Source organism: Streptomyces anatolicus (assembly GCF_019400875.1).
In the GTDB taxonomy this organism is placed as follows: Bacteria; Actinomycetota; Actinomycetes; order Streptomycetales; family Streptomycetaceae; genus Streptomyces; species Streptomyces anatolicus.
The window spans coordinates 14,873-36,055 of record NZ_WMBF01000015.1 but is presented as its reverse complement, the minus strand read 5'-3'; the positions used below and the strand labels follow the sequence as shown (position 1 = coordinate 36,055).

Here is a 21,183-nt window from a genome sequence, read left to right as displayed (position 1 = left end):
GTTCGACGCCGTTCTCGTCGCGGAACGTCCGCAGGCGTGGCCGCAGCCGTTCGAAGACCTCCCGCATCCGGGTGAGCCGCGCCCAGGTCTGCATGTCCTTGACGGAGGCGGGCCCGAAGGCGGCGAGATAGCGCAGGACGGTGGCGTCGGCGGTGGAGGTGTCCGGGGCCGGGGCCTGGGCCTGGGCCGGGTCGGCCGTCACCGCGGCCGGCGCCTCGACATCCGTACCCCCGAGCCAGTGTTCGAGGGTGGTGAGGGAGACCTGCCCGCTGCGCAGCCACAGCCCGCGCGGGGTCACCTGGACCAGCGGCAGCAGACAGCGCGCGGCGATCGCGAGGGACTGCGGGTCGGCGCCGGGCCACCGCACGAGCAGGACCTCGCGGAGCTGTTTCATCGTGCGGGGCTCGGACTCGACGGCCTCGCGGGCGATCCCGGCCAGTTCGCGCAGGTCAACGCCGGTGAGCCCGTCACGGAAGACGGCGAGTTCGCGGGCGAGGGCGTCCTGCACGAACGGCCGCAGTGTCCGGGCGTCGTCGGCGGTGTGCAGGTGGATGGTGGAGCGCAGGGTGACCATACGGACCAGCTCGCGCGCCTCCAGGAGCGCGGAGAGTTCGGCGGGGTCGAAGTCCTCCAGGCGCGCGGCGAGGGCGTAGTAGGGCGGTTTGACGTTCTGCGCCTGGAGGCCGACGAGATGGGCGACGGCGTCCCTGACGGACAGCTCGCGGGAGCGGCGCAGGAGGAGCTGCCGGTCGAGCGTGGCCCGGTTGAGCGCGCGCGTCCCCAGCACGGGGGCGGTACCGGTCCGGGCCCTGGTCGTCTTGGTCATGCGGGTCACGCTAGCGGGGCTTGCGGACACTTACGGTCCGCAAGCGGGGGCGGGCGGACAGTGCGCCGCGCGAAGCACGCCGACACGTCTGCGAGGTGCCGCCGCGCGGCCCGCTGCCGTCCGGCCCTCCGCCGTGCGGCCCGCCCGCGCCTTTTAGGACGTATATCCTGCTCAATGGCCATCCAGCCCATACGTACACTCGACTCGACTCACCCTGGAGGCGGCCAGCATGGCGGAGCGCCGACCCCGTCCGGCAACGCCCGCGAGGAAGCACACGTGGCGGCGCGCGACGCGGCCCCCGGCGGCCCCGCCGCCCGAGGAGACCCGGCCCGCTCCGCCCTCCGGTCCCGCCGCGGCAAACCGGGAGGCGGGCAGCGTCGTGGAGGCGGCGCTGTACCGCGAGGGGGTCCGCGTGGCGACGCCCTCCTCCCTCGCGGACACCTTCCGGGAGCTGCGCGAGCAGCGGGACGGCATGGCGTGGATCGGCCTCGCCCGGCCGACGGAGGACGAACTCCTCTCCCTGGCCGCCGAGTTCGACCTGCACGAGCTGGCCGTCGAGGACGCGATGGAGGCCCACCAGCGCCCGAAGCTTGAGCGGTACGGCGAGACGCTCTTCGTCGTCCTGCGCGCCGCCCGCTACCTCGACGCCCCCGAGGAGGTCGACTTCGGCGAGCTGCACGTCTTCGTGGGCCCCGACTTCGTCATCACGGTCCGGCACGCCGCGGCCCCCGACCTGTCCGGGGTCCGTCGCCGCATGGAGGAGACCCCCGACCTCCTCAAGCTCGGCCCCGAGGCGGTGCTCTACGCGATCCTCGACGCGGTGGTCGACGGCTACGCCCCGGTCGTCGCGGGCGTCCAGAACGACATCGACGAGATCGAGACCGAGGTCTTCAGCGGCGACCCCGAGGTCTCCCGCCGCATCTACGAACTCTCCCGCGAAATGGTCGAGTTCCAGCGCGCGACCCGCCCCCTGGTCGGCATGCTGCACGCCTTGATGGCGGGCTTCGCGAAGTACGGCACGGACGAGGAACTCCAGCGCTACCTACGGGACGTGGCCGACCACGTCACCCACACCAGCGAACGCGTCGACGGCTTCCGCCAGGCCCTGACCGACATCCTCACGGTCAACGCGACGCTGGTGACGCAGCAGCAGAACGCGGAGATGCGGGCGCTGGCGGAGGCAGGCTTCGAACAGAACGAGGAGATCAAAAAAATCTCGTCCTGGGCTGCGATCCTCTTCGCCCCCACCCTCGTCGGCACGATCTACGGCATGAACTTCGACACGATGCCGGAACTGAAGTGGGCCTTCGGCTACCCCTTCGCGATCCTGCTGATGGCGGCGGTCTGCGTGAGCCTGTACTTCATCTTCAAGCGACGGGACTGGCTGTAGCGACGGTCAGCCCTGGAGGCCGGTGAGCCAGTCGGTCAGCAGGCGGTTGACCTCGTCGGGGCGTTCCTGCTGGATCCAGTGGCCGCAGGCGTCCAGGAGGTGGGAGGCCGACAGGTTGGGGAGGGTGGCGGGGTAGGCGTCGATGGCGTCGGACATCCAGGTCGTCGAGGCGTCCAGGGCGCCGCCGATGAACAGGGCGGGCTGGGTGATCGGGGCTCCGTGGTGCGGGGCGAGGTCTTCCCAGTCGCGGTCCATGTTGCGGTAGCGGTTGAGCGCGCCGGTGAACCCTGTGCGCTCGAACTCCCCCGCGTAGACGTCGAGATCGTCCTCGCTCAGCCAGGCCGGGAGGACCCCCGTGGGAAAGCGGTCACGCATCCGGCCGCCGGCGCGGGCGACGAAGTGCGGGTCGGGCTCGCCCTGGGCGGGCATGGTGTCGGCGGACAGGGCCGCGTAGAGGCCCGCGAGCCAGCCCCGGACGTCGGGCTCGATCTCGGCCTCGGCGCGGCCGGGCCGCTGGAAGTAGGAGACGTAGAACTCCTGCTCGGGGCCGCCGATCCGGCCGAAGATGTCGGTCGGGCGCGGGCCGCCGGGCGGCGCGTAGGGGACGCTCAGCAGGGCGACGGCGCGGAAGACCTCGGGGTGGAGCAGGGCGGAGGTGGCGGCGATGCTGGAACCCCAGTCGTGGCCGACGACCACCGCGTTCTCCTCGCCGAGGGCGCGCACGACGGCGACGTTGTCGTCCACCAGGTCGAGCATCCGGTAGGCGTCGGTCGCGGCAGGCTTGGAGGAGCGGCCGTAGCCGCGTACGTCGATCGCCACCGCCCGGAACCCGGCCGCGGCGAGGGCCGGGAGCTGGTGGCGCCAGGAGTACCAGGACTCGGGAAAGCCGTGCACGAGCAGGACCAGCGGACCGGCGCCCTGCTCGACCAGGTGCAGGCGCCCGGCCGGGGCCTCGACGGTGCGGTGGCGGAGTGCGGCGGTCGGCTCGGGCTGCATGGGCTTCTCCTCGGTTAGCGGACGGACACGGCTACCCATCGATCATGCGGCGCGACACCCGCCCGAGGCGATCAGCCTTGCCGACTTGGCAAACTCGCAGGGCTGCTGGGCGTTGGAGCGGCACGGCAAGAAGGAGCTGGAGAGGTCCGCTTCTCCCTCTCGGACTCCGGCCCGCCCCGTGGCAACCCGACCGCTGCGGCAGGGAACTACAGAACTCCCAGCGGCGAGCTCATTCGTGCGCGGGCAGGCCCGCCCCAGCTTGCCGCGCTCAGTCAGTCGTGAGACCTCGGGACGCCCCCGGTCGGTCGGCTTCGGCTTTCAACTTCGCCAGCCGTTCCGTGGCGAACCTGACCCCTGCGTCCTGTGCCTGGCGCAGGGCTCGTTCCGCGCCCGCGGTGTCGCCGCGTTGACGGCGGAGGGCCGCGAGCGTCAACAGGAGATGCGGGTCTCCCTGGCGGATGGCCGGGAGCAGGAGTTGTTCGGCCGCCTCGGCCTCTCCGCGGGCGGCGCGGGCACGCGCGAGGGCTTCGATGAGGGTTACGGAACGAGCGGCCAGTTCCTCGGCTTGGCGTGTTCTTCCTGTCGTCTCCAGGAAGCGGACGAGATCCGTCTCCGCGCTCGGGTCCCCTTCCTGGAGCATGCGCCGATAGAGCCGTTCCGCTCGTTTGAGCTCGCCCTCCTCCTCTCGCAGTCTGGCAAGCTCTGGCAAGGCATGGGCCACGCCGAGGTTGTAAGCCCTCCAGAGCAGTCCAGCGGCCGATCGGTAGTCACCCATGCTGCGACGGATCATGCCCAGACCGCGCAGAGCATTCGTCTCGCCCATGGAGACGGCAATCTCGCAGAAGTGTTCGGCACGAGCCGTGTCCCCCTCCTCCTCATACACCCAGGCGAGTTCGCGCGGAGCGTTCGTGTCTCCCGCCTCCATGGCATGCAGGAACACCTCGATTGCCCGAGGCGTGTCCGTGTACCTGTAGGTCCAGGCAAGGCCGGTGAAAGCTTCACTGTTGCCCGCTTCGAACGATCGCGTCGCGAGGTGGAGGGCGCGCTCGTGCTGATCACAATCCGCCAGCCAGCGGGCCTGGTACTCAACGGCCCGGGCTCCGAAGAAGCCGCGGCCGAGGACCGCCTCGTAGAGCCGCTCCGCGGCCGTTTCGTCTCCGCGCTGGGACAGGACGGACGCGAGCCCCGCCGCGGCGTCGAACCTGCCGCTGGATTCCGTGGCCTTCCGGTACCAGCGTTCCGCCTCGTCGAGCAGTTGCGCCCGCTCGTACCGCCAGGCCAGGTGGACTTGAGCCTCGGCATCGCCGACCTCGGCGGCCAACTCGAAATAGGACAGAGCATCCTCACCCCTGCCGCGGTCCTCCAGTGACAGGGCGAATGTGGACAGTGCCGCGCCCTCGCCTTCCTCTGCCGCCGCCATGGCCAGGGCCTCGGCGTCCGTCACCATGCCGCGGGCCAAGGCTGCGCGGCTCAGCGTGGCCTTGTCCCTCGCGCTGTCGGCATGTTGTACGGCGGCGGACCAGAACCCGCCACCCGGGCTTTCCAGTTGGCGATGCCTTCTCGCGTGCAGTTCGACGAAGTCCGAGAGTCGGTAATGGCTCAGTTCCGGTAAATCCGGCAGAGAGGGGACCGGCGCCGGCGTCAGGGGACCTCGTACACCGCGACACGGGGCTGACAGATACTCCACCGCTCGCGTGAACCAGTCAGGCCGAGCCAGGTCGCGTTGGAGCGAGGTGAGGTACGCCGCGGCAGCGTTCTCGAGGAACGCATGGGGGAGATCGGGGCCGTGTCCTAGCCGACGGGCGTCCATGGCGGCCTGCAACACCGCGCGGGCGGCGGGGGATCCAGTCTCGTAACGCTCCAAGTGGGCCGGGCCACCTGCCAGGTACTGGATGACATGTCCGCTCTCGGCGAGGTGCGCGGCCTGCAGCATCCGTTCGTCGGTGGCCTCGGACCCTGCGGTGAGAAGCGACAGCTCGTCCTCACTGAGCGTTTCCGGTACGCGGATCGGGCACCTGGCCAGCAGTGATTTCGTCTGCGCGCGTTCGTTCCGTGGCGCGGTGTTCATCGTGGCCCAGTGCTCGTGCCAAGCCGTACCGAGAACCAGCACGGGTGCGCACCGGGCGCTTCGAAGTAATCCCGTCAGTCTGGAAGCGACCTGCTCGTCCCGATCGGTGTCGCCGGAGAGGAGGTAGCGGTTGATCTCGTTGAGCCACAGGACCGTGCGGGGACCAATCAAATCGATCGCGGCGAGCAGGTCCTCGGGGGGGGCCGGATGCCACAGCCGCCATTCCCCGGGCAGCCGCTGAATCGCCTCCCATGCCGCTCGCGTCTTCCCCGTGGAGGAGTCTCCAAGAAGCACCTTCATGGCGCTTCGCCCTGCGAGGGCCTGGTTCACCGCGGTACCGAGTTCATCGTCGAAGGGCCTGCGGAAGTATGAGGGCAGGGGGCCACCATCGCCAATGGCGTGGTCGACGGTGATCGCCTCGTGGACCTCCAGGTCGAAGGGGTCGGCGGTGGCAATGGGGATGCCCGGACGATCCAGAACGCCCGCGGTCTCCGTGGGCGAGAGCTCCCCCAACGCCTCGCGGTCGCAGAACCGGCGAGCCGCTTCGTCTCCGAAGTAACGGGCCACGATGAGCGGCCGGCCACGCAGCAGGCTCCCCAGATGCTCTGCGTCCCAGATCTCGCCCAGAGACAGCCGCGGGTACAGGTCCTGGTAGTCGTGGGCCAGATCGCGTACTTGGGTGCGCGTCCCCCTGCACGAAGTGACGATGACCAGGCGCGCCGCACCCTGAGGGCGCGGACCCTGGACGAAGGTTTCCAGCGCCCTCCTCGCGTTTGTATCCGTGAACCGGGTTACTTGCTTGACTTGGAAGGCGTGCCAGCCGCCGTCCACTGCCCGCCCGATGATGTCGACACCGCCCTGCGCCTGCCCGGGCGTTCCGTAGCGGTAGCAGGGCGAAAGACACTCCACCGCCTGCACGAGTTCGCAGACCAAGCGTTCGAAATCGTCCCAGGGCATGTCATGGAACGGGAGGAAATCGATCTTCTTGTCGATTACCACGGGTTGCCGTGAGGACTGCACCGCATCAACCCCCGCTCGATCCATGTGACCACGTGCGACGCACAGGCTAAACGGGGGGACTGACACGACGCCAACCATGAGCGCTCCCGGTTCGATTCGCCCCGCTGACCAGCGGCGAACCGCCATCGCCGGCATCCTGGCCGGGGAGAATCCCGACTGCTGCGTCTTCGCAAACTTACCTGCACCGCACGTACGTTCTCCTGCATCGTGGTGGCACGAGGACGCGCGGAGGGGGCGACCGCCATGCTTTGACTCACGTGGACCGGCAGAATCGCCTGGAGCGGGGGTATCAACTGATTCAGCAGCAGACCGAACGCTCAGCCGACGGCCAGCGTCCTCAACAGCCCTCGCGTCTCCAGTAGGATCTCTCCCGCATACGTGATGTATACGGTCCCTTCCCGCTGATGAACCAGCGCCTTTTCTTCCAGAGTCCGCAACGTTCGACGCAGGTGCTTTCGCATCGTGCCAGGGATCCACTGGCACAGATCCGCATAGGTCACTCCGCACGCCCCCTTATGGTGAAGCAGCATAAGAATGTGTTCGCCTGCCCGGACTCCAGGAAGCAGCAGCTTGGGAAACTCCCCAAAGTCCTGCACCACAGGAACCTTGCGTGTGACCAGCCCCTCGACCATGGCCCGGGCGTGTTCCGGCGAGGTACCTTTGCTCAAACGGACGAACTCGGCCGTCACCCAATCAAGGACGTGCACGACGAGGGTCGCGTCCTGAAGGTTCGGGTCAATTCCGTCAGCGAGATGGGCGGCATCCCGATTGTTCCGAATGTCGTAGACGATCCGCAGCGCCCGCGGAATATAGAGACGAATTGACCGGGAAAGCCCCATCGTTGCCGACGAGGCAAGCCACTTGGCCAGCGCGTCCGTCGGGAGTTGGGCTCCTAGTGGTGTGTGCTGACCCTTTGCCACCTCCTCGAGCATGCGGTACGCCGCTTCGCAGAACCGCCCACCCTCGACCGCACTGAGCCGGTGGCCGCCCAGATAGTAGTTTCGCTTTGCTTCCTCGTAGGCGGCGACGAGTTCATCGACAAGCTTCTCGGCGTAGGCGGCCTTGAGCACGTCCCGCACGGATTCAGTCACCGCTCGTGCCACCGTTCACCTGTGGCTTCTTGTTGCCGGCGTCCCGCTTGCGCGCCCGATGCGGATGCTCACGCAGGGCGGCCCTCACCGCATCCTTGTCGGGCAGGGCCTCGACCAGCGCTTCACCCCTCACCGAAAGCTGTTTCGTGCCCTTCCCCGCAGTCACAAGGAACCCACTGCCTCGGTCCGCGTTGTCCATGTCCCGCGAAGGGTTGCCGAACTTGGGGCCCGCAGCTTCTGTATTCAGGTCGACAATGTCGGGCGTCCTGAAGTGGGGCGTACTACGGTAGCGGTCCAGATAGTAGGCCAGACACGCAACGCGCTCCACATTCGAAGCAGGCCGCTTTCGGCTGACGAATTCCCGGGGACTCGGTGCTCCTCCTTCGGAGGCGATCACAGCGGTCACACCCGTACCAGTAGGCACGGCCGGCAGAACGGGCTCGCCTCTTACGGTTCCACGCGGCATCGCTTCGACGTCCAGCGCGTCCGCCAACCACGCAAGTGCGCGCGTGCGCCCCCTGGCCTCCAGCGGTTCCAGAGCGGTGAAAGCTGCATGCATGGCAGCAAGGTCCGCGCTTGCGGTAGCCGCCGGCATCCCGTCGCCCTCCTCGACTGCCCCCGGACTGTTGTCCTCCTCGGCGTTCACGTTCTCCGACCCGTCGTCGGCTCGCGAGCTAGCCTTGTCGTTCACGATCTGCCTCCTACATGCGTTCGCCTTGCGCCGACCCCTCCTTGACGACTCGACGCCACGGGTACAACCTCACCGGAGAGGTGTCGCGCTTATGTCGCAGAGAGCGTGCAAGAAGCGTGCGAAGAGCAGAGGCCAGTGCTGGGAAGCCACATACTCAGAGCTGTTGGTCAGGGCTGGGGCTACCTGGGCGCTACTGCCCACGGGCAGACATGGAGGTCATCGGTGTCGGCTTCGATTGGGCGAAAGTTTCCTGCCACAGGAGAACTCCTCCGACATCTGCTCACGACGAACCCGCGCTATCGGCAAATGTGGCTCGGTGAGACGAAACGCGTCAGGGGAGGCGTGAGTCAGTCAGCCGTGGCGTGTGTGATTACCTTGCACCTCTGGGAGTCGGGCGAAAGGAGTGACAGTCAGATCTCACTCCAGCGAACACTCAAGGACAGGGTGTCGCGAGCACTCAGCGGGAATGCGATTTCCACGGAAACCCTCAGATGGATCATCGGCGCCTTCGACATCGACCGCAGTGACGCGGACCACTTATGGGCCACGTACACTGCGGAACAGGGCTTCACTTCCGGTATTACCCATACCTTGCGAAGGCGTCGAGAGATGGTCAGACGTCAACGCCATCGAACTGTCAGCCTCGTCGAGCGTTACTTCGTGGACGAGACAGGGTCATTGCAGCTCCGCAGCACCTTCCACACCATCCGCGCGATCGAAGACGGCGTGGATCTCTATATTTTCAATCATGAGCCCCAGGCATCCGAAATCGAAGTACTACACGGTGGGATGCTGGGCACGCGCCACGTCTACGGCGGAGGCCTAATCGGACAGGAAATTATTTTCACCCGCCCCCTGACGAGATCTCAGACCACCGCGCTGGAGTACCGGACGCATTTTGCCGCAGCGAAGTCCTTTACCAACGAAGTTAGGCGGGCCGCCTTTGCACGCACGGAGCACGTCGATCTGGCCGTCAAGTTTCCGGTTGACAGAATTCCACGGCACGTATGGTGGTGCGTCTGGGATGACCATTTGGGCGGAGCAGCCATCCGACAGGACCCGATGACTCTGCAGAACGGCACCGCCCGGTACTACGTACCGTTCATCGAAGAGACATCCGTCGGCTTCACGTGGGAATGGTGAAGGCTCGGCCAGAGACCTTCGGGGCACGAGCCAGGTCGTCGTGACAGATGACCTGCTCTGGGCTCTGCCCGGCGAGCAAGCTACCCCATAGCGGTGAGCTGACAGCCGTGCCCCGAATTGCATGACCACCGGAGCCAGCGGTGGGGGCCAGCACCCCGCGTCACAGCCCTACCGGTCCACGCTTCCAAGCCACAGCAAGTCACGCGCCCGGGTCATCGCCACGAACAGCTGGCTACGCAGCAGCTCTTCGCGTTCGCGCGACGTTTCGCGCCCCGTTTCACGCGCCGTTTCGTGGGCCTCCGCGACGCCGGCGCCTCCCGCTGACGCGCCTTTCGGGAGGGCGGCATCGTGCTGCGGCAGATATACGCGCTTGAACTCCAGGCCCTTGGCCCTGCGATACGTCCCCAGCTTGACCGCGTCGACGGGGCGGCCGTCGTAGTGTTCCAGCAGACAGACCGGGATCTCGGCACAGGAGAGCAACCGCTGGTAGTGGCCGATGGCCCGCACGGACGGGCACAGCACCGCGGCGTCAGCTCGCGCTCCGTCGCGCAGCGCGCGCAAGGCGTCCAGGAGCGCCTGGTCGTGTTCGGCCACCGTCGGCTTCGTCACGCGGACCACCTGCCCGTCGTGGTAGGTGAGTTCGACGTCCCGGCGGCCCGGAGTGTTCATTCCGTCGATGTCCTCGAAGACATCGTCCGCGACGACCGTCAGGGCCGCGTCCAGAATCTCCTTGCTATTGCGGTAGTTGGTGTGCAGCACCTGCCCGCGGTCTCCCCGGATGTCGATGCCCGCGTCAGCAAGCCGGAACCCGCCCGGGTAGACGGCCTGTTGTCCATCGCCGACCAGCAGCAGCCCGTTGGGGACGTCACCGACCAGGGCGTGCAGGAGACGCACCCCGACCAGCGTGAGGTCCTGGACCTCGTCGACGATCACGGCCGCGTAGTGCGGGCCTTCCTTGCGTCGCGTCGCCTCCGCCAGGGCGAGGGAGAGGACGTCGTTGAAGTCGTGCACGCCGCGCTCGCCGCGCAGGGACTCGTATGCCTCGTACAGCGCCCATACCGCCTGCCGGTGCGACCGCCGCAGGACCGCCCTGCGGCGACGCCGGGGCACGGTCGCGTACTCCTCGAAAGCCGTGATGCCGCGGCCCTTGATGACGTGGTCGATCTCCTCACGCCAGTAGCCCGGCGCAGGGTCGATCTCCGCTAGGCGGCTGTCCCGCCCGACGTGCTTCCAGGCCAGACTGAAGGCGGTCTCGGCCTTGTCCCCATGCAGCCGAACCTGGACCCCCCGCTCCTGCAAGAACTCCTGCGCCCAGGAGTGCAGGCTGCGGAAGTCCACCCTGTCCGCGACGCCCGGAGACATGGACTTGAAGAAGGTGCCCTGCACCCGGGGCAGGTTGTTGGCGAACGTGACGTACAGGATCCGGCCGCTGGTGCGCCGGGCGAGGTGAGCCGCGCGGTGCAGACCCACGACTGTCTTGCCCGTGCCCGCCGGACCGCTGATGCGGGCGGGGCCCGACCAGTTGCGGCGCACCAGCGCGACCTGGTCGGGGTGGAGGAACGTCATCCACTGCTCGATCGGGGCCCGCAGCGCCTCCTCCAGCGCCGCGTCCCGCAGGCCTTCCAGGTCGAACAGTCCATCAGATGCGGCCTGTTGGGGCCGGGCCGTGGTGGGCGGTGCCGTCCGTCCGACGGCCGGTCCCTCGTAGTCGGGGAAGACGCGTTCCAGGTGGTCGGCTATCGCACGGACCGATTCCGTACGCAGCCTGCATCGCTCCGACAGCAGTGCGGGGCCGACCTCGCGCTCGCCCAGGAGCCGGATCCGGCCGAGCCCGGTGTCGACCCGCTGGCCCGCGAAGACCATGAGTGGCTGGACCGCCACCGGAGACATCCCGAGGGACGCGACCGCCCCCTCCGCGGCCTTCGTCACCGCCAAGAGCCGCGCCACGTGCTCGTCGCGCGGCTCACCATCAGCGCGGAGCTTGCCGCCCCAAGTCTCCGGGCCGGCCCGCCAGTTCTTCACGTCGATGACGAAGACACCACCGGGGCCCACCAGCAGCATGTCCACATTGGCGGCCCGCGTCCCCGGCCAGCGACGGTCCACGAGCAGCCGCCACCCGCGCTCCGTGAGCACCAACAGCTGGGCGGCGACCCGGCGTTCCCCCTCACTCGCCGCTTCCCACTGACGCGCCTGCTGACGCGCGGCCTGCCACTGCTCACGCAACAGCCGCTCCTGGCGCCGCGCCTCCTGCGCCCGCCGCGACGCCGACCCCCCTGCCGCCATACCAGCCCCCTCCTACGCGGAGTAACGATCATAGGACGATCTGCGATCGGACGGCAGGGCGCACAGCTCCATAGTCCTTGCGTAGGCCCTTGCGGAATTTAGAGGGGGCTCTAAAATCAGAGGTATCTCTACTTTCAGTGAGGTGCGCTCATGCAGGCAGCAGAAGGCGGGCTCCGCGCGCGGCACAAGGCGCAGCGGCGTGGGCGGATTCTGGAGGCGACCCGCGAACTGCTGCGGGAGAGCCCGGAGTCGGTGATCAGTACCGAGCGGATCGCCGCGCGGGCGGAGGTCTCCCCGGCCACCGTGTACAACCTGATCGGGCCGCGCGACAAGATCTGGGAGGCGCTGGCCGCCGACTTCATGGACGAGCTGGAGAGCCGCCTGGGGGCGGAGGGAGCCGGTGACGCGCGGGAGGTCGTCCGGTCGACCGTGCAGTTGTTCGTGGGCGACCCGGTCGTCTCGCGCCGCATGGTCCGCGAGTGGGAGGACAGCGGCCTCGTGCTCCGCCGCGGTCCGCTCACCCACCTCCGGCGCGCGCTGGCGGACGCGCGGGCGCGGGGCCTGCTGCGCGCCGACGTCGACACCGACGCGCTGGCCGCCGTGGTCAGCACGGCGTGCCTGGGCGCGCTGCACCAGTGGGTGGCCGCCATGACCGACGACGACCAGTTCCTCGTACGTACGTTGCTCGCGCTGGACGTCGCGCTCGCCGCGGCGGCCGCCGACCCCCACCGCGACCGGCTCCTGGCGCCGCTGCGGACCCAGGACCCGGCATGACGGCCGGCGCACCGCCCCGGACCCTCGGTCTCGTGGGGCGCGACGGGATCCCGCTCACGGCGAACGTGTGGGGCGAGGCTTGCGCGCCCTCTCTCCTCCTGCTCCACGGCGGCGGCCAGACCCGCCACGCCTGGGATCGCACCGGACCCCAACTGGCCGCCCTCGGCTGGCAGGTCATCGCCCCCGACCTGCGCGGGCACGGCACCAGCGGGTGGTCGCCCGACGGCGACTACGACCTCGGCCTCTTCGCCGACGACGTCCGCGCGCTCATCGCCGGACTCAGTAAACCCAACGGACTCGACGGACTTGGCGGACTCGGCGCCCCGCCCGTACTCGTCGGCGCCTCACTCGGCGGCCTCAGCGCACTGCTCGCCGCCGGAGAGGCACCCCGAGCGGCGATCCGCGCGCTCGTACTCGTCGACGTCGCCCATCGACCCGACCCCCGCGGCGTCCGCCGGATCGTCGAGTTCATGCGCGGCCGCCCCGACGGGTTCGCCAGCGTGGCGGAGGCGGCCGCCGCCGTCTCGGCCTACCTGCCCCACCGCCCGCGCCCCGACGACGAGGAGGCCGGGCTGCGCGACAACCTGCGCCGACACGGCGGACGCTGGGTCTGGCACTGGGACCCCCGCGTCCTGGACAGCTTCGAGGGCCGCATGGACCCACCCGGCATGGCCGAACGCCTCCTCGACGCCGCGCGCCACACCGACGCGCCGATCCTGCTCGTCCGCGGCGGGAGCAGTGACGTGGTGCGCGAGGACATCGCCGACGAGTTCTGCGCGCAGGTGCCCCACGCGCGGCACGTCGACGTGTCCGGTGCGGGGCACATGGTGGCAGGCGACCGGAACGACCACTTCATCGACGCGATCGTCCCGTTCATCACCCCGTTCATCGACCCGCTCATCGACCCGTTCGGCGCTCCGGAAGGCGCCCCGTAAGGCGTCAGCGCAGGGTGTACTCGCACATGTGCTTGCCCTTCGCGCCACCGGCGTCCTTGACGACCTTCTTGCCGTCGACGGTGATCGAGCAAGGGGCCGCGGCGAACTGGCCGTTGGACAGCCGCACCGTCCCCGGCACGACGGAGACGGTGATCCCGACCTTGCGTTCGGTGCTGTTCAGGGTGAGTTCGCCCGACTTCTTCCACGGCAGGGTGACCTGCTCGGAGTGGTTCGTGTCGAGGTTGTAGTAGACGCTGGTCCTGCCTTCGCCGCCGACCTCGAAGGTGACGTCGTACGTCTTGTCCTGGCCACCGGCGCCCGGCTTCGACGCCGAGTCCTTGCCCTGCTCGGCACGCCCCTTCTTGCCGCCACCACCATCGCCGCCGTCACCGCTGCCGCCGCACGCGGTCATCAGCCCGGCTGCCGCGATCAGCGCCGTTATGGTCATTGCCCTGCGCATGCGTCTGCTCCCCGTATTACGGATGTATCTGTGTGCGGAATGAGACACGAAGATCGTATGCGGACCTCCCGCGGCGCCTGACGCCGGTCCGCGCGCGGCGACGGATTTCGCCCCCGCGCGCCCGTGACGGCGACAGGATGGGCCCAGTTATCCGATCACCTGGCCGTGGACACGGAGCTGGCCCAGCTCGGGAGGAGACGCCCTGTGAAGAGGTTCTTCGGACGGGTACGGATGGCCGAACCCAAGATCTCCGACGCCGAGCGGGAACTGTTCGGCGGCCCCCTGCGCTACGACAGGGGCTGGTCCCAACACGAGCACGCCACACTGGACTTGACCATGAGGTCCGCCCTGCGCTCCATGCCGTCACTGATCGGGGTGACGCTGCGCATGGCGTGGCACGCCGACCGGCGGGCGCTCATCGCGGTGGCGATCAGCGAGGTCGGCCAGGGCATCGCCGCGGCCGTCGGCCTGCTCGCCGTCAACGCCGTCATGCACGCGCTGCTCGGCGGCACCGGCACCGCGACCGAGCGGCTGCACGCCCTGCTGCCCGGTCTCTTCGCCGCCGCGGCGGTCGCCGTCGTCAACTCCGCCCTGGCCGCCTGGTCCACGTCCCGGGCCGGGCGCCTGGAACCGCTCGTCGAACGGATCGCGACCACCCAGTACCTCGCCGCCGCGGCCTCCGTCGAACTGGAAGCCATCGACGACCCCGACTTCCGCCGGCTCATCGACATCGCGCAGTACGGCCCGGCCTCCGCCCGCCGCATGATCGGCGCCTGCGTCGCCGCGCTCAACGGCGTCATCTCGCTGATCACCACGGCGAGCGTCCTCACCGTCCTGCACCCCGCCCTGCTGCCCATGCTGATCCTCATCGCCGCTCCCCGCGGCTGGGGCGCCATGCGCGTGGCGCAGGAGCGGTACGTGTCGCGGATCGGCTGGATCGAGCACGTGCGGGCCAGCCGCCTCATCGGCAACCTCCTCACCGAGCGCACCGCCGCCCAGGAGGTGCGCATCCACGCCGTCGGCGCCTTCCTGCTCGGCCGCTACCGGCGGATGGCCGAGAGCGCCGAATCCGAGCAGGAGCGGCTGGCCACCAGCAAGGCGCTCACCGAGTGGGTCGCCGCCGCGCTCTCCGGCCTCGCCATGGCGGCGACGTACGGAACCATGTTCTGGCTGATCACGCACGGGCACATGAGCCTGGCCGTCGCGGGCACCGCCGTGATCGCCGTACGGACCGGCTCGGCCGGCCTGGGCGCGCTGGTGATGAACGTGAACCAGCTGCACGAGGAGTCCCTGTACGTCCGCGACCACGGGCGCTTCCTCACCCAGGCCGCGGAGCGCGTCATCCCCGAAGGCGGCGCCCCGGTCCCCGAGCGGATCGAACAGGTCGTCCTCGACCGCGTCACCTACCGCTACCCCGACCGCGATACCCCGGCGCTGAACGAGGTGACGCTCTCGCTCCCCATGGGCTCGGTCACCGCCGTCGTGGGCGAGAACGGCTCCGGCAAGAGCACGCTGATGAAGCTCCTCTCGGGCCTGCTGCTGCCCCAGGAGGGCACCCTGCGGTGGGGCGGGGCGGACATCGAGGACCTCGACCGCTCCCAGGTCTTCGACCGCGTATGCCTGCTCACCCAGGACTTCCAGCGCTGGCCCGTGACCGCCGCGATGAACATCCGCCTCGGCCGCCCCGCGCACAGCGCCGCACCCCACGACCTCCAGCCGTCGGTGGAGTACGCCGGGGCGGGCCCCGTCATCGCCAAGCTCCCCGACGGACTGCAGAGCCTGCTGGCCCGCATGTTCCGCGGGGCCATCGAACTGTCCGGCGGCGAATGGCAGAAGATGGGGCTCGCCCGCACGCACTGGCGCAGCGCCACCTCGCGGGCGGACAGTGTCCTCATCGTCGACGAGCCCACCTCCGCGCTCGACCCCGAGGCCGAGATCGAGGCCTTCGACCGCATCCGCGGTCTCGCCGCCCCGCACCGGGCCGTCATCCTCGTCACCCACCGGATGTCCGGCGTCCGCCACGCCGACCGCATCTACGTGCTCCACCACGGGCGCCTCGCCGAGCAGGGCAGTCACGACGAACTCATGGCCGCCGGGGGCCGTTACGCGGCCATGTTCACCGCGCAGGCCGCGCAGTACGCCCAGTACGGCCAGTACGCCCCCACGGGAAGCATCCCGAACCCCGCCGCACGATCTTCCGAGCGTCAGGGGTGACCGCGTCGCCGCGATCCCACCCCTCGGCCCAGAGCGACGACCCAGCGATGGCATGATCGGGCATCCGAACAGCGTCTAACAATCGGTCGAAGAATTGATACCTGTAGTTTCGCGAGGGCGGGCGATCCTCTGGGGCACGGCGTGTGTGGTGGGCCTCGGCTTCCTCATCACCCTGGAGATCGCCGCGCGTCACTACGGCGGCGTACCGGGGCCCCTCACCAACCAGGCGCGAGAGATCATCTTCCCGCCCAAACCGGGACCGCTGTACGGCGGCCTCGCGCTGATGATGGTGGTGCTCAGCTGGCGCCAGCGGTTCATCGCGGCCGGTGCGGCGGTCGGCATCGACCTCGTCTTCGTGGGCGTGCGGTGGGCGGTCGGCGCCGAGGTGCCCGAGGACCACTTCTTCGGCAACGGCGCCCTGTGGGCGATGCTGGGCTGCGCGGTCTTCGCGCTCACCCGCCGCACCGGCGAGGAACGCGTCCTGCTCCTGAAGGGCGTCGGCCTCGGCCTGCTCCTCGTGGCCGGCCGCAAGACCGGTGACACCTGGCTGCTCATCACGTCCAAGGCCCACCCCACCGTGCTCGACCCGTACGTGGCGACCGCCGATCACGCGCTGGGCAACCCGTCGTGGCTGGCGGGCCGAATACTCGAGGCCACCGGCCCGGTCGGCACCTATGTGATCGACCTCGTCTACGCCCAGCTCGCGGTGGCCGCGATCGTCGTCGCCCTGTACCAGCTGCGCAATGTGGCGGCCGAGCGCCGCTTCCCGCGCCACCACCTGGTGCGCACCTTCCTGCTGATCGGCCTCCTCGGACCGGGCATCTACATGATCTTCCCGGTGGTCGGCCCGATCTTCGCCTACGGCCCGGGCACCTCCGGCACCGGCGGCCTGGAGTGGGCGGTCGCGGACCTGTGGCCGCACACGCCGCCGCCGATCAGCGCCCCGCACCCGGTCCCGTACGACGGGATCACGCCCCGCAACTGCGTGCCCAGCCTGCACACGGCGTGGGCGACCGCGATCTTCATCCACTCCCGCAAGGGGCCGCGCCTGCTGCGGTACGCCGGAACGTTCTGGCTCGTCGCCACGCTCAGCGCGACGCTGGGCTTCGGCTACCACTACGGCGTGGACCTCATCGCCGGTGTGGTCTTCGCGCTCACCGTCGAGGCGGGGCTGCGCACGTACGACCGCGGCTGGGACCGGTCGGGTCTGCGACTGGTCGCGTACGGTACGGGCGTCTTCGCCGCGCTCCTGGTGGCGTACCGCTATCTGCCGCTGGAAATGGCCCAGAGGCCAGGGGTGTTCGGGCCGCTTCTCATCCTGGCGATGCTCTCGGTGATCTACGGCTATATACGGACCACCAGGCTGTGGGAGCCGAAGCCCCCACCGGCGCTCCGACCCGAACCACGACCCGAACTGGTGTAGGTCGCTGGGGGATGACGCGGGGCGCTAGCATCGGGGCGGCTCTGCTGTGATGTCCGATCGAGAAGGCGATTCCCCCGCGATGGCCGATGACGCTTACCTGTTCCTCCTTCCTGACCGGCACCCCCAGCTGGGGGCGGCCCTCGCCGCCGCCGGCGCCCTGGAGTGCGCGGAAACGCCCGCCGTACTCGGCTGGTTGCAGGCCCACGACGTCACCGCGTCCTCGGAGCGGGTCAGGATCCTGCCCGCCGACGCGGAGGCGTTCATCCCCGAGGACGCCGAGCGCCTGCCCGTGCCGCTGAGCGAGGAGGAGGCGCTGCGGGTCCAGCAGGAGTGCGCGCCGCAGGCCGTCACGGACATGGAGAGCGAGCTGCTCGAATTCCGGGAGACGACCCAGGACTGGGAGGCCCTCGTCCACCGGGCACTCACCGCGGGCGTCCCCGCGCCCCGCATCGCCCAGCTGACGGGCATCGACCCCCAGGAAATCGGCCGCCTGACCGTCTGACCCCGCGCCCTTCTCCGTTCACACGGTGAGGGGTACGGCGTGGACCTCGTCGGCGCGGTGGCCCGCGCGCTCGTGGATGCGCTGGACCGCGTCGGCCGAGGGCGCCTCGGAGAGGCAGTAGACCGTGCCGGACTCCGGATCCGCCCACGCCTTCTGGAAGTGGACGCCTTCCTCCTTCTCGATCGCGAGGTCGGCCTGATGCGCCTGCTTCAGGTCGTCGGCGGTGATGCCCTTCATCCCGTGGTGGACGTCCATGAACTGCGACATGACGCCGCACCTCCTTCCGACATGCGCGTTCGCGCTACCTCCATCGTGCGCCTGTACGCGGGTGGGGGCGACCGGTGGTGCCCTCAGTACCGGACCAGCCCGCCGACCGGAACGGGAGCGACGTGGCCGGTCGGCGGAGTGGTCTGCGCAAGGGCGAGGCCGATGTCCAGCAGCGAGGACCGGACGAGGCGGGGAACGTCGGCGAGAGGGGTCCAGGCCGACTCGGCGGTGTCGCCGTTCGGCTCCGGGCGGAGCCGGCCCCCGGTGACGCGGACCTGGTAGAAGACGCCGATGTTGTGCAGCGCGGGCCTGCCGGGCACGCGGCGCTCGGCCGCGGGGGTCACCCTTGAGTCCACGCCCAACAGACGCTCCACCACAGCGTCCAGGCCGGTCTCCTCGGCGACCTCCCGGATCACCGCGTCGAACGGATCCTCCCCGTGCTCGACCTTGCCGCCCGGCAGCGTCCAGACCCTCTCACCCCCCGGCTTCACGGCGTGGGCGAGCAGCAGCCGCCCGCCCTCGACGGACACGGCATACGCGGCCAGTCGCAGATCCATCCCCGGAGGCTATCCGCATCGGCTCGGCGCCGAGGGGGCTGCCTGCGGTTCGCGTGCCGCGCCCTGTGGCGGCTCCGCGAGTACTCTGGAGGGTGATCGCCATGCCTGAGCCGGCCGATGAGTCCGTGGACCACCGCGTCGGCCCGCGTCCTGGTTCGGCCCCGTGCATCGGTACACGCGGCCCCACGCATCTGGAACCACACGCACCAAGTACCACCACTCAGCTGGAGGTGGGCGTAATGACAACGTCCCCCAGGTCCCCGTCATCGATGGAGACGCATCCCGACATCGTGGACATCCGCGCTCGTCATGAGATCGCCGAGCGCGCGGCGAGCACACCGAAAGTGCAAGCCGTCGAGACGATGGCCTTTCTCACCGGCCTCTACCTGGCCGCCTCGCCCTGGATCGTGGGCTTCGACGGGCTGGCGAGGCTGACGGTCGTCAACCTCATCGTCGGCATCGCCTACGCCCTGCTGATGAGCGGCGGCTTCGGCCGAGCATACGAACGCACCCACAGCATGGCGTGGGCCGCTTGTGCGCTGGGGCTGTGGACGATCGTCGCCCCATGGGTCGTGGCGGGTGACATGAGCACCACCAGGTCCGTGGTCAGCAACATCATCTGCGGCGCGGTGGCGCTGCTCCTCGGCCTGGCCGCCAGCGCGGCGACCCGGGCTGAAGAGGGCTCGGCCGCCGGTCACGGCAGGACGGCGGCGTACCGGGCGGGCCCTGGCTGAGCGAAGCGCCAGGAGTAGGGCAGAACCCAGCAGTAGCAAGAACAGAGACTGCGAGTGGTCGGGAGCGGCCGCCCGCAGTCTCCGCCCTTTAAAGGGTCACCGCGTGACCACGTGCCTCTCGTTCGGCACGCAGTGCGTCATCGTCAGGCCGCTGACATCGCGCGGCGGGTTCTCCCCCAGGTTGGCGAGCCGTTTGCGGTCCTCGTCCGTCAGGTCCTGGCCGGCCAGCGGCTGGAGGCCCGCCACGTCCTTCGGGCCGATGCCGAGGCCGTCGCCGACCTTGAGGCCCAGCTCGTTCTCCACGAGCAGGAAGTGCCAGACCATCCGCTCCTGGATCTCCCGGGGGCACTGGGAGAGCAGGTCGACGAAGTTGTGCACGAGGTCGTCCCGCTCCCACTGCTCCATCAGGCAGTACCGCTGGCCTGCCTGGAGATAGTCGTTCGTACGCGGGATCCGTTTGCGCGTCAGCCTGCCGTGGATCTCCGGGCCCTGCTCGTCGTGGGTCGGGTACTGCGCCTCCCGGAGCCCACCGGTGATGGACGGCTCGTAGTTGACGATGGGGTTCTCGCCGCCGCCGTCGACCTGATAGGTCATCAGGCCGTCGCGCTGGTTGGTGCGCACGCGGGCGTTCTTGGCCTGGTTGACGGGCAGCTGGAGGTAGTTGGGGCCGACGCGGTAGCGCTGGGTGTCGCTGTAGGAGAAGGTGCGGCCCACCAGCATCTTGTCGTCGGAGAAGTCGAGGCCGTCCACCAGGACACCGGTGCCGAACGAGATCTGCTCGTTCTCCGCGAAGTAGTTCTCCGGCATCCGGTCGAGCACCATCCGGCCGACCGCCTTGGGCGGGAAGTCCTGCTCGGGCCAGGTCTTCGTGTCGTCGAGCGGGTCGAAGTCCAGCTCGGGGTGGTCGTGGTCCTCCATCACCTGGACCAGCAGCTCCCACTCCGGGTGGTCGCCGCGCGCGATCGACTCGTAGAGGTCCTTTGTGGCGTGCCCGAGGCCGTCGGCCTGTACGTTCGCCGCGTCCTCCTCGGTCATGCTGCGGACGCCCTGCTTGGGCATCCAGTGGTACTTCACCAGGACGGACTCCCCCTGGTCGTTGACCCACTTGTACGTGTTGACGCCGAAACCCTGCATGTGGCGGTAGTCCGAGGGGATGCCGCGCGGGCTGAAGAGGTTGACCAGCATGTGCATGGACTCGGGGGTCTGCGACATGAAGTCGAAGATCCGCCGCGGCTGCTGCTCGAAGGTCACGGGGTCCGGCTTGAGTGCGTGGATGACGTCGGGGAACTTGATCGCGTCCCGGATGAAGAAGACACCCAGGTTGTTGCCGACCAGGTCCCAGTTGCCGTCCTCGGTGTAGAACTTCACCGCGAAGCCGCGCGGGTCACGGGCAGCCTCCGACGAGTCACGGCCGCCGATCACCGTGGAGAAGCGCACGGCGACATCCGTACGCTTGCCGCGCTCCTGGAAGAGCTTGGCGCGGGTGAAACGGCCGATGGGGTCGTCGCCCAGGGAGCCGTACGCCTCGAAGTAGCCGTACGCGGTGACCCCACGGGCGTGGACGACGCGCTCGGGGATGCGCTCGCGGTCGAAGTGGCTGATCTTCTCGAGGAACTGGTAGTTCTCCAGCGTCGCCGGGCCGCGTGCGCCGACGGTGCGCTGGTTCTGGTTGTCGTAGACCGGGTGGCCCTGCCGGTTGGTGAGCGTCTCGCGCTCGTCGCCCGAGGCGGGGCCCTTGCTCGATACGTCCGTCACGATCGTCGACTCCTTCGACCCGTGTGCGTTGTACGTTCCTTATGCTCCGGTTTC

General features: G+C 69.2%; 18 protein-coding genes. 8 read left to right on the top strand and 10 right to left on the bottom strand.

The genetic code is table 11. The features are described from left to right. On the bottom strand, positions 1 to 826 hold an 826-nt coding region (locus GKQ77_RS03475), incomplete at its 3' end, for a winged helix DNA-binding domain-containing protein (protein WP_219687138.1). 229 nt (positions 827 to 1,055) lie between these two features. On the opposite strand from GKQ77_RS03475, the gene GKQ77_RS03470 reads away from it, so the two are divergent. After that, positions 1,056 to 2,216 carry a magnesium and cobalt transport protein CorA gene (locus GKQ77_RS03470; protein WP_219687136.1) on the top strand — a complete coding sequence of 387 codons (1,161 nt, stop codon included), beginning with the start codon at positions 1,056 to 1,058 and terminating at the stop codon, positions 2,214 to 2,216. A gap of 6 nt (positions 2,217 to 2,222) precedes the next feature. Here the strand turns inward: GKQ77_RS03470 and GKQ77_RS03465 are convergent, their stop codons facing one another. From GKQ77_RS03465 to GKQ77_RS03450, 4 genes are all read right to left on the bottom strand, one after another. Next, the gene (locus GKQ77_RS03465) at positions 2,223 to 3,212 is read right to left on the bottom strand and encodes an alpha/beta fold hydrolase (RefSeq protein ID WP_219687134.1); all 990 of its coding nucleotides are present in this window, start codon (positions 3,210 to 3,212) and stop codon (positions 2,223 to 2,225) included. Between the two features lie 268 nt (positions 3,213 to 3,480). Then, on the bottom strand, positions 3,481 to 6,279 hold the full coding sequence (locus tag GKQ77_RS03460; RefSeq protein ID WP_308117533.1) for a restriction endonuclease: 2,799 nt from the start codon (positions 6,277 to 6,279) through the stop codon (positions 3,481 to 3,483). Positions 6,280 to 6,617: 338 nt separating this feature from the next. Further along, a complete protein-coding gene (locus GKQ77_RS03455; RefSeq protein ID WP_219687130.1) occupies positions 6,618 to 7,391 on the bottom strand; it encodes a hypothetical protein in 774 nt (257 codons plus the stop codon). After that, complete coding sequence (locus GKQ77_RS03450; protein WP_219687128.1) at positions 7,384 to 8,082, bottom strand: hypothetical protein; 699 nt, start codon at positions 8,080 to 8,082, stop codon at positions 7,384 to 7,386. Before GKQ77_RS03450 ends, GKQ77_RS03455 begins: the two co-directional genes overlap by 8 nt. Positions 8,083 to 8,526: 444 nt before the next feature. Between GKQ77_RS03450 and GKQ77_RS03445 the strand changes: the two genes are divergently transcribed. Further along, positions 8,527 to 9,225: a hypothetical protein gene (locus GKQ77_RS03445; RefSeq protein ID WP_219687127.1), complete on the top strand. Its 699-nt coding sequence runs from the start codon at positions 8,527 to 8,529 to the stop codon at positions 9,223 to 9,225. A gap of 168 nt (positions 9,226 to 9,393) precedes the next feature. On the opposite strand, the gene GKQ77_RS03440 is transcribed toward GKQ77_RS03445, so the two are convergent. After that, complete coding sequence (locus GKQ77_RS03440; RefSeq protein WP_219687124.1) at positions 9,394 to 11,508, bottom strand: nuclease-related domain-containing DEAD/DEAH box helicase; 2,115 nt, start codon at positions 11,506 to 11,508, stop codon at positions 9,394 to 9,396. A gap of 150 nt (positions 11,509 to 11,658) precedes the next feature. Between GKQ77_RS03440 and GKQ77_RS03435 the strand changes: the two genes are divergently transcribed. Further along, entirely contained in the window at positions 11,659 to 12,282 is a 624-nt protein-coding gene (locus GKQ77_RS03435; RefSeq protein WP_219687123.1) for a TetR/AcrR family transcriptional regulator, read from the top strand. Next, positions 12,279 to 13,217, top strand: coding sequence for an alpha/beta fold hydrolase (locus GKQ77_RS03430; protein ID WP_258020782.1), 939 nt, complete (start codon positions 12,279 to 12,281; stop codon positions 13,215 to 13,217). The genes GKQ77_RS03435 and GKQ77_RS03430 overlap by 4 nt, the downstream gene beginning before the upstream one ends. A gap of 4 nt (positions 13,218 to 13,221) precedes the next feature. Here GKQ77_RS03430 and GKQ77_RS03425 read toward each other — a convergent pair whose 3' ends face one another. Continuing rightward, positions 13,222 to 13,677, bottom strand: a complete 456-nt coding sequence (locus tag GKQ77_RS03425; RefSeq protein WP_219687121.1) for a hypothetical protein — start codon at positions 13,675 to 13,677, stop codon at positions 13,222 to 13,224. 204 nt (positions 13,678 to 13,881) lie between these two features. Here GKQ77_RS03425 and GKQ77_RS03420 point away from each other — a divergent pair, with 204 nt between their 5' ends. From GKQ77_RS03420 to GKQ77_RS03410, 3 genes are all read left to right on the top strand, one after another. After that, a complete protein-coding gene (locus GKQ77_RS03420) occupies positions 13,882 to 15,891 on the top strand; it encodes an ATP-binding cassette domain-containing protein (protein WP_372459824.1) in 2,010 nt (669 codons plus the stop codon). 124 nt (positions 15,892 to 16,015) lie between these two features. Continuing rightward, positions 16,016 to 17,314 carry a phosphatase PAP2 family protein gene (locus tag GKQ77_RS03415; RefSeq protein WP_219687143.1) on the top strand — a complete coding sequence of 433 codons (1,299 nt, stop codon included), beginning with the start codon at positions 16,016 to 16,018 and terminating at the stop codon, positions 17,312 to 17,314. 79 nt (positions 17,315 to 17,393) lie between these two features. Further along, positions 17,394 to 17,816, top strand: a complete 423-nt coding sequence (locus GKQ77_RS03410) for a DUF6003 family protein (protein WP_219687119.1) — start codon at positions 17,394 to 17,396, stop codon at positions 17,814 to 17,816. 18 nt (positions 17,817 to 17,834) lie between these two features. On the opposite strand, the gene GKQ77_RS03405 is transcribed toward GKQ77_RS03410, so the two are convergent. Beyond that, a complete protein-coding gene (locus GKQ77_RS03405; protein ID WP_125515815.1) occupies positions 17,835 to 18,083 on the bottom strand; it encodes an SCO4226 family nickel-binding protein in 249 nt (82 codons plus the stop codon). Positions 18,084 to 18,166: 83 nt separating this feature from the next. Then, positions 18,167 to 18,640, bottom strand: a complete 474-nt coding sequence (locus GKQ77_RS03400; RefSeq protein WP_219687117.1) for an NUDIX hydrolase — start codon at positions 18,638 to 18,640, stop codon at positions 18,167 to 18,169. Between the two features lie 269 nt (positions 18,641 to 18,909). On the opposite strand from GKQ77_RS03400, the gene GKQ77_RS03395 reads away from it, so the two are divergent. Continuing rightward, a complete protein-coding gene (locus tag GKQ77_RS03395; protein ID WP_125515812.1) occupies positions 18,910 to 19,374 on the top strand; it encodes an SPW repeat protein in 465 nt (154 codons plus the stop codon). Between the two features lie 96 nt (positions 19,375 to 19,470). Here GKQ77_RS03395 and GKQ77_RS03390 read toward each other — a convergent pair whose 3' ends face one another. Continuing rightward, on the bottom strand, positions 19,471 to 21,129 hold the full coding sequence (locus GKQ77_RS03390; protein ID WP_219687115.1) for a catalase: 1,659 nt from the start codon (positions 21,127 to 21,129) through the stop codon (positions 19,471 to 19,473). Between the last annotated feature and the right edge of the window lie 54 nt (positions 21,130 to 21,183).

Excerpts from the sequence above, each read along its gene's own strand:
- GKQ77_RS03470 (WP_219687136.1), top strand. The coding sequence starts at position 1,056 with ATGGCGGAGCGCCGACCCCGTCCGGCAACGCCCGCGAGGAAGCACACG.
- GKQ77_RS03465 (WP_219687134.1), bottom strand. The coding sequence starts at position 3,212 with ATGCAGCCCGAGCCGACCGCCGCACTCCGCCACCGCACCGTCGAGGCC.
- GKQ77_RS03440 (WP_219687124.1), bottom strand. The coding sequence starts at position 11,508 with ATGGCGGCAGGGGGGTCGGCGTCGCGGCGGGCGCAGGAGGCGCGGCGC.
- GKQ77_RS03435 (WP_219687123.1), top strand. The coding sequence starts at position 11,659 with ATGCAGGCAGCAGAAGGCGGGCTCCGCGCGCGGCACAAGGCGCAGCGG.
- GKQ77_RS03430 (WP_258020782.1), top strand. The coding sequence starts at position 12,279 with ATGACGGCCGGCGCACCGCCCCGGACCCTCGGTCTCGTGGGGCGCGAC.
- GKQ77_RS03425 (WP_219687121.1), bottom strand. The coding sequence starts at position 13,677 with ATGCGCAGGGCAATGACCATAACGGCGCTGATCGCGGCAGCCGGGCTG.
- GKQ77_RS03410 (WP_219687119.1), top strand. The coding sequence starts at position 17,394 with ATGGCCGATGACGCTTACCTGTTCCTCCTTCCTGACCGGCACCCCCAG.
- GKQ77_RS03405 (WP_125515815.1), bottom strand. The coding sequence starts at position 18,083 with ATGTCGCAGTTCATGGACGTCCACCACGGGATGAAGGGCATCACCGCC.
- GKQ77_RS03400 (WP_219687117.1), bottom strand. The coding sequence starts at position 18,640 with ATGGATCTGCGACTGGCCGCGTATGCCGTGTCCGTCGAGGGCGGGCGG.
- GKQ77_RS03395 (WP_125515812.1), top strand. The coding sequence starts at position 18,910 with ATGGAGACGCATCCCGACATCGTGGACATCCGCGCTCGTCATGAGATC.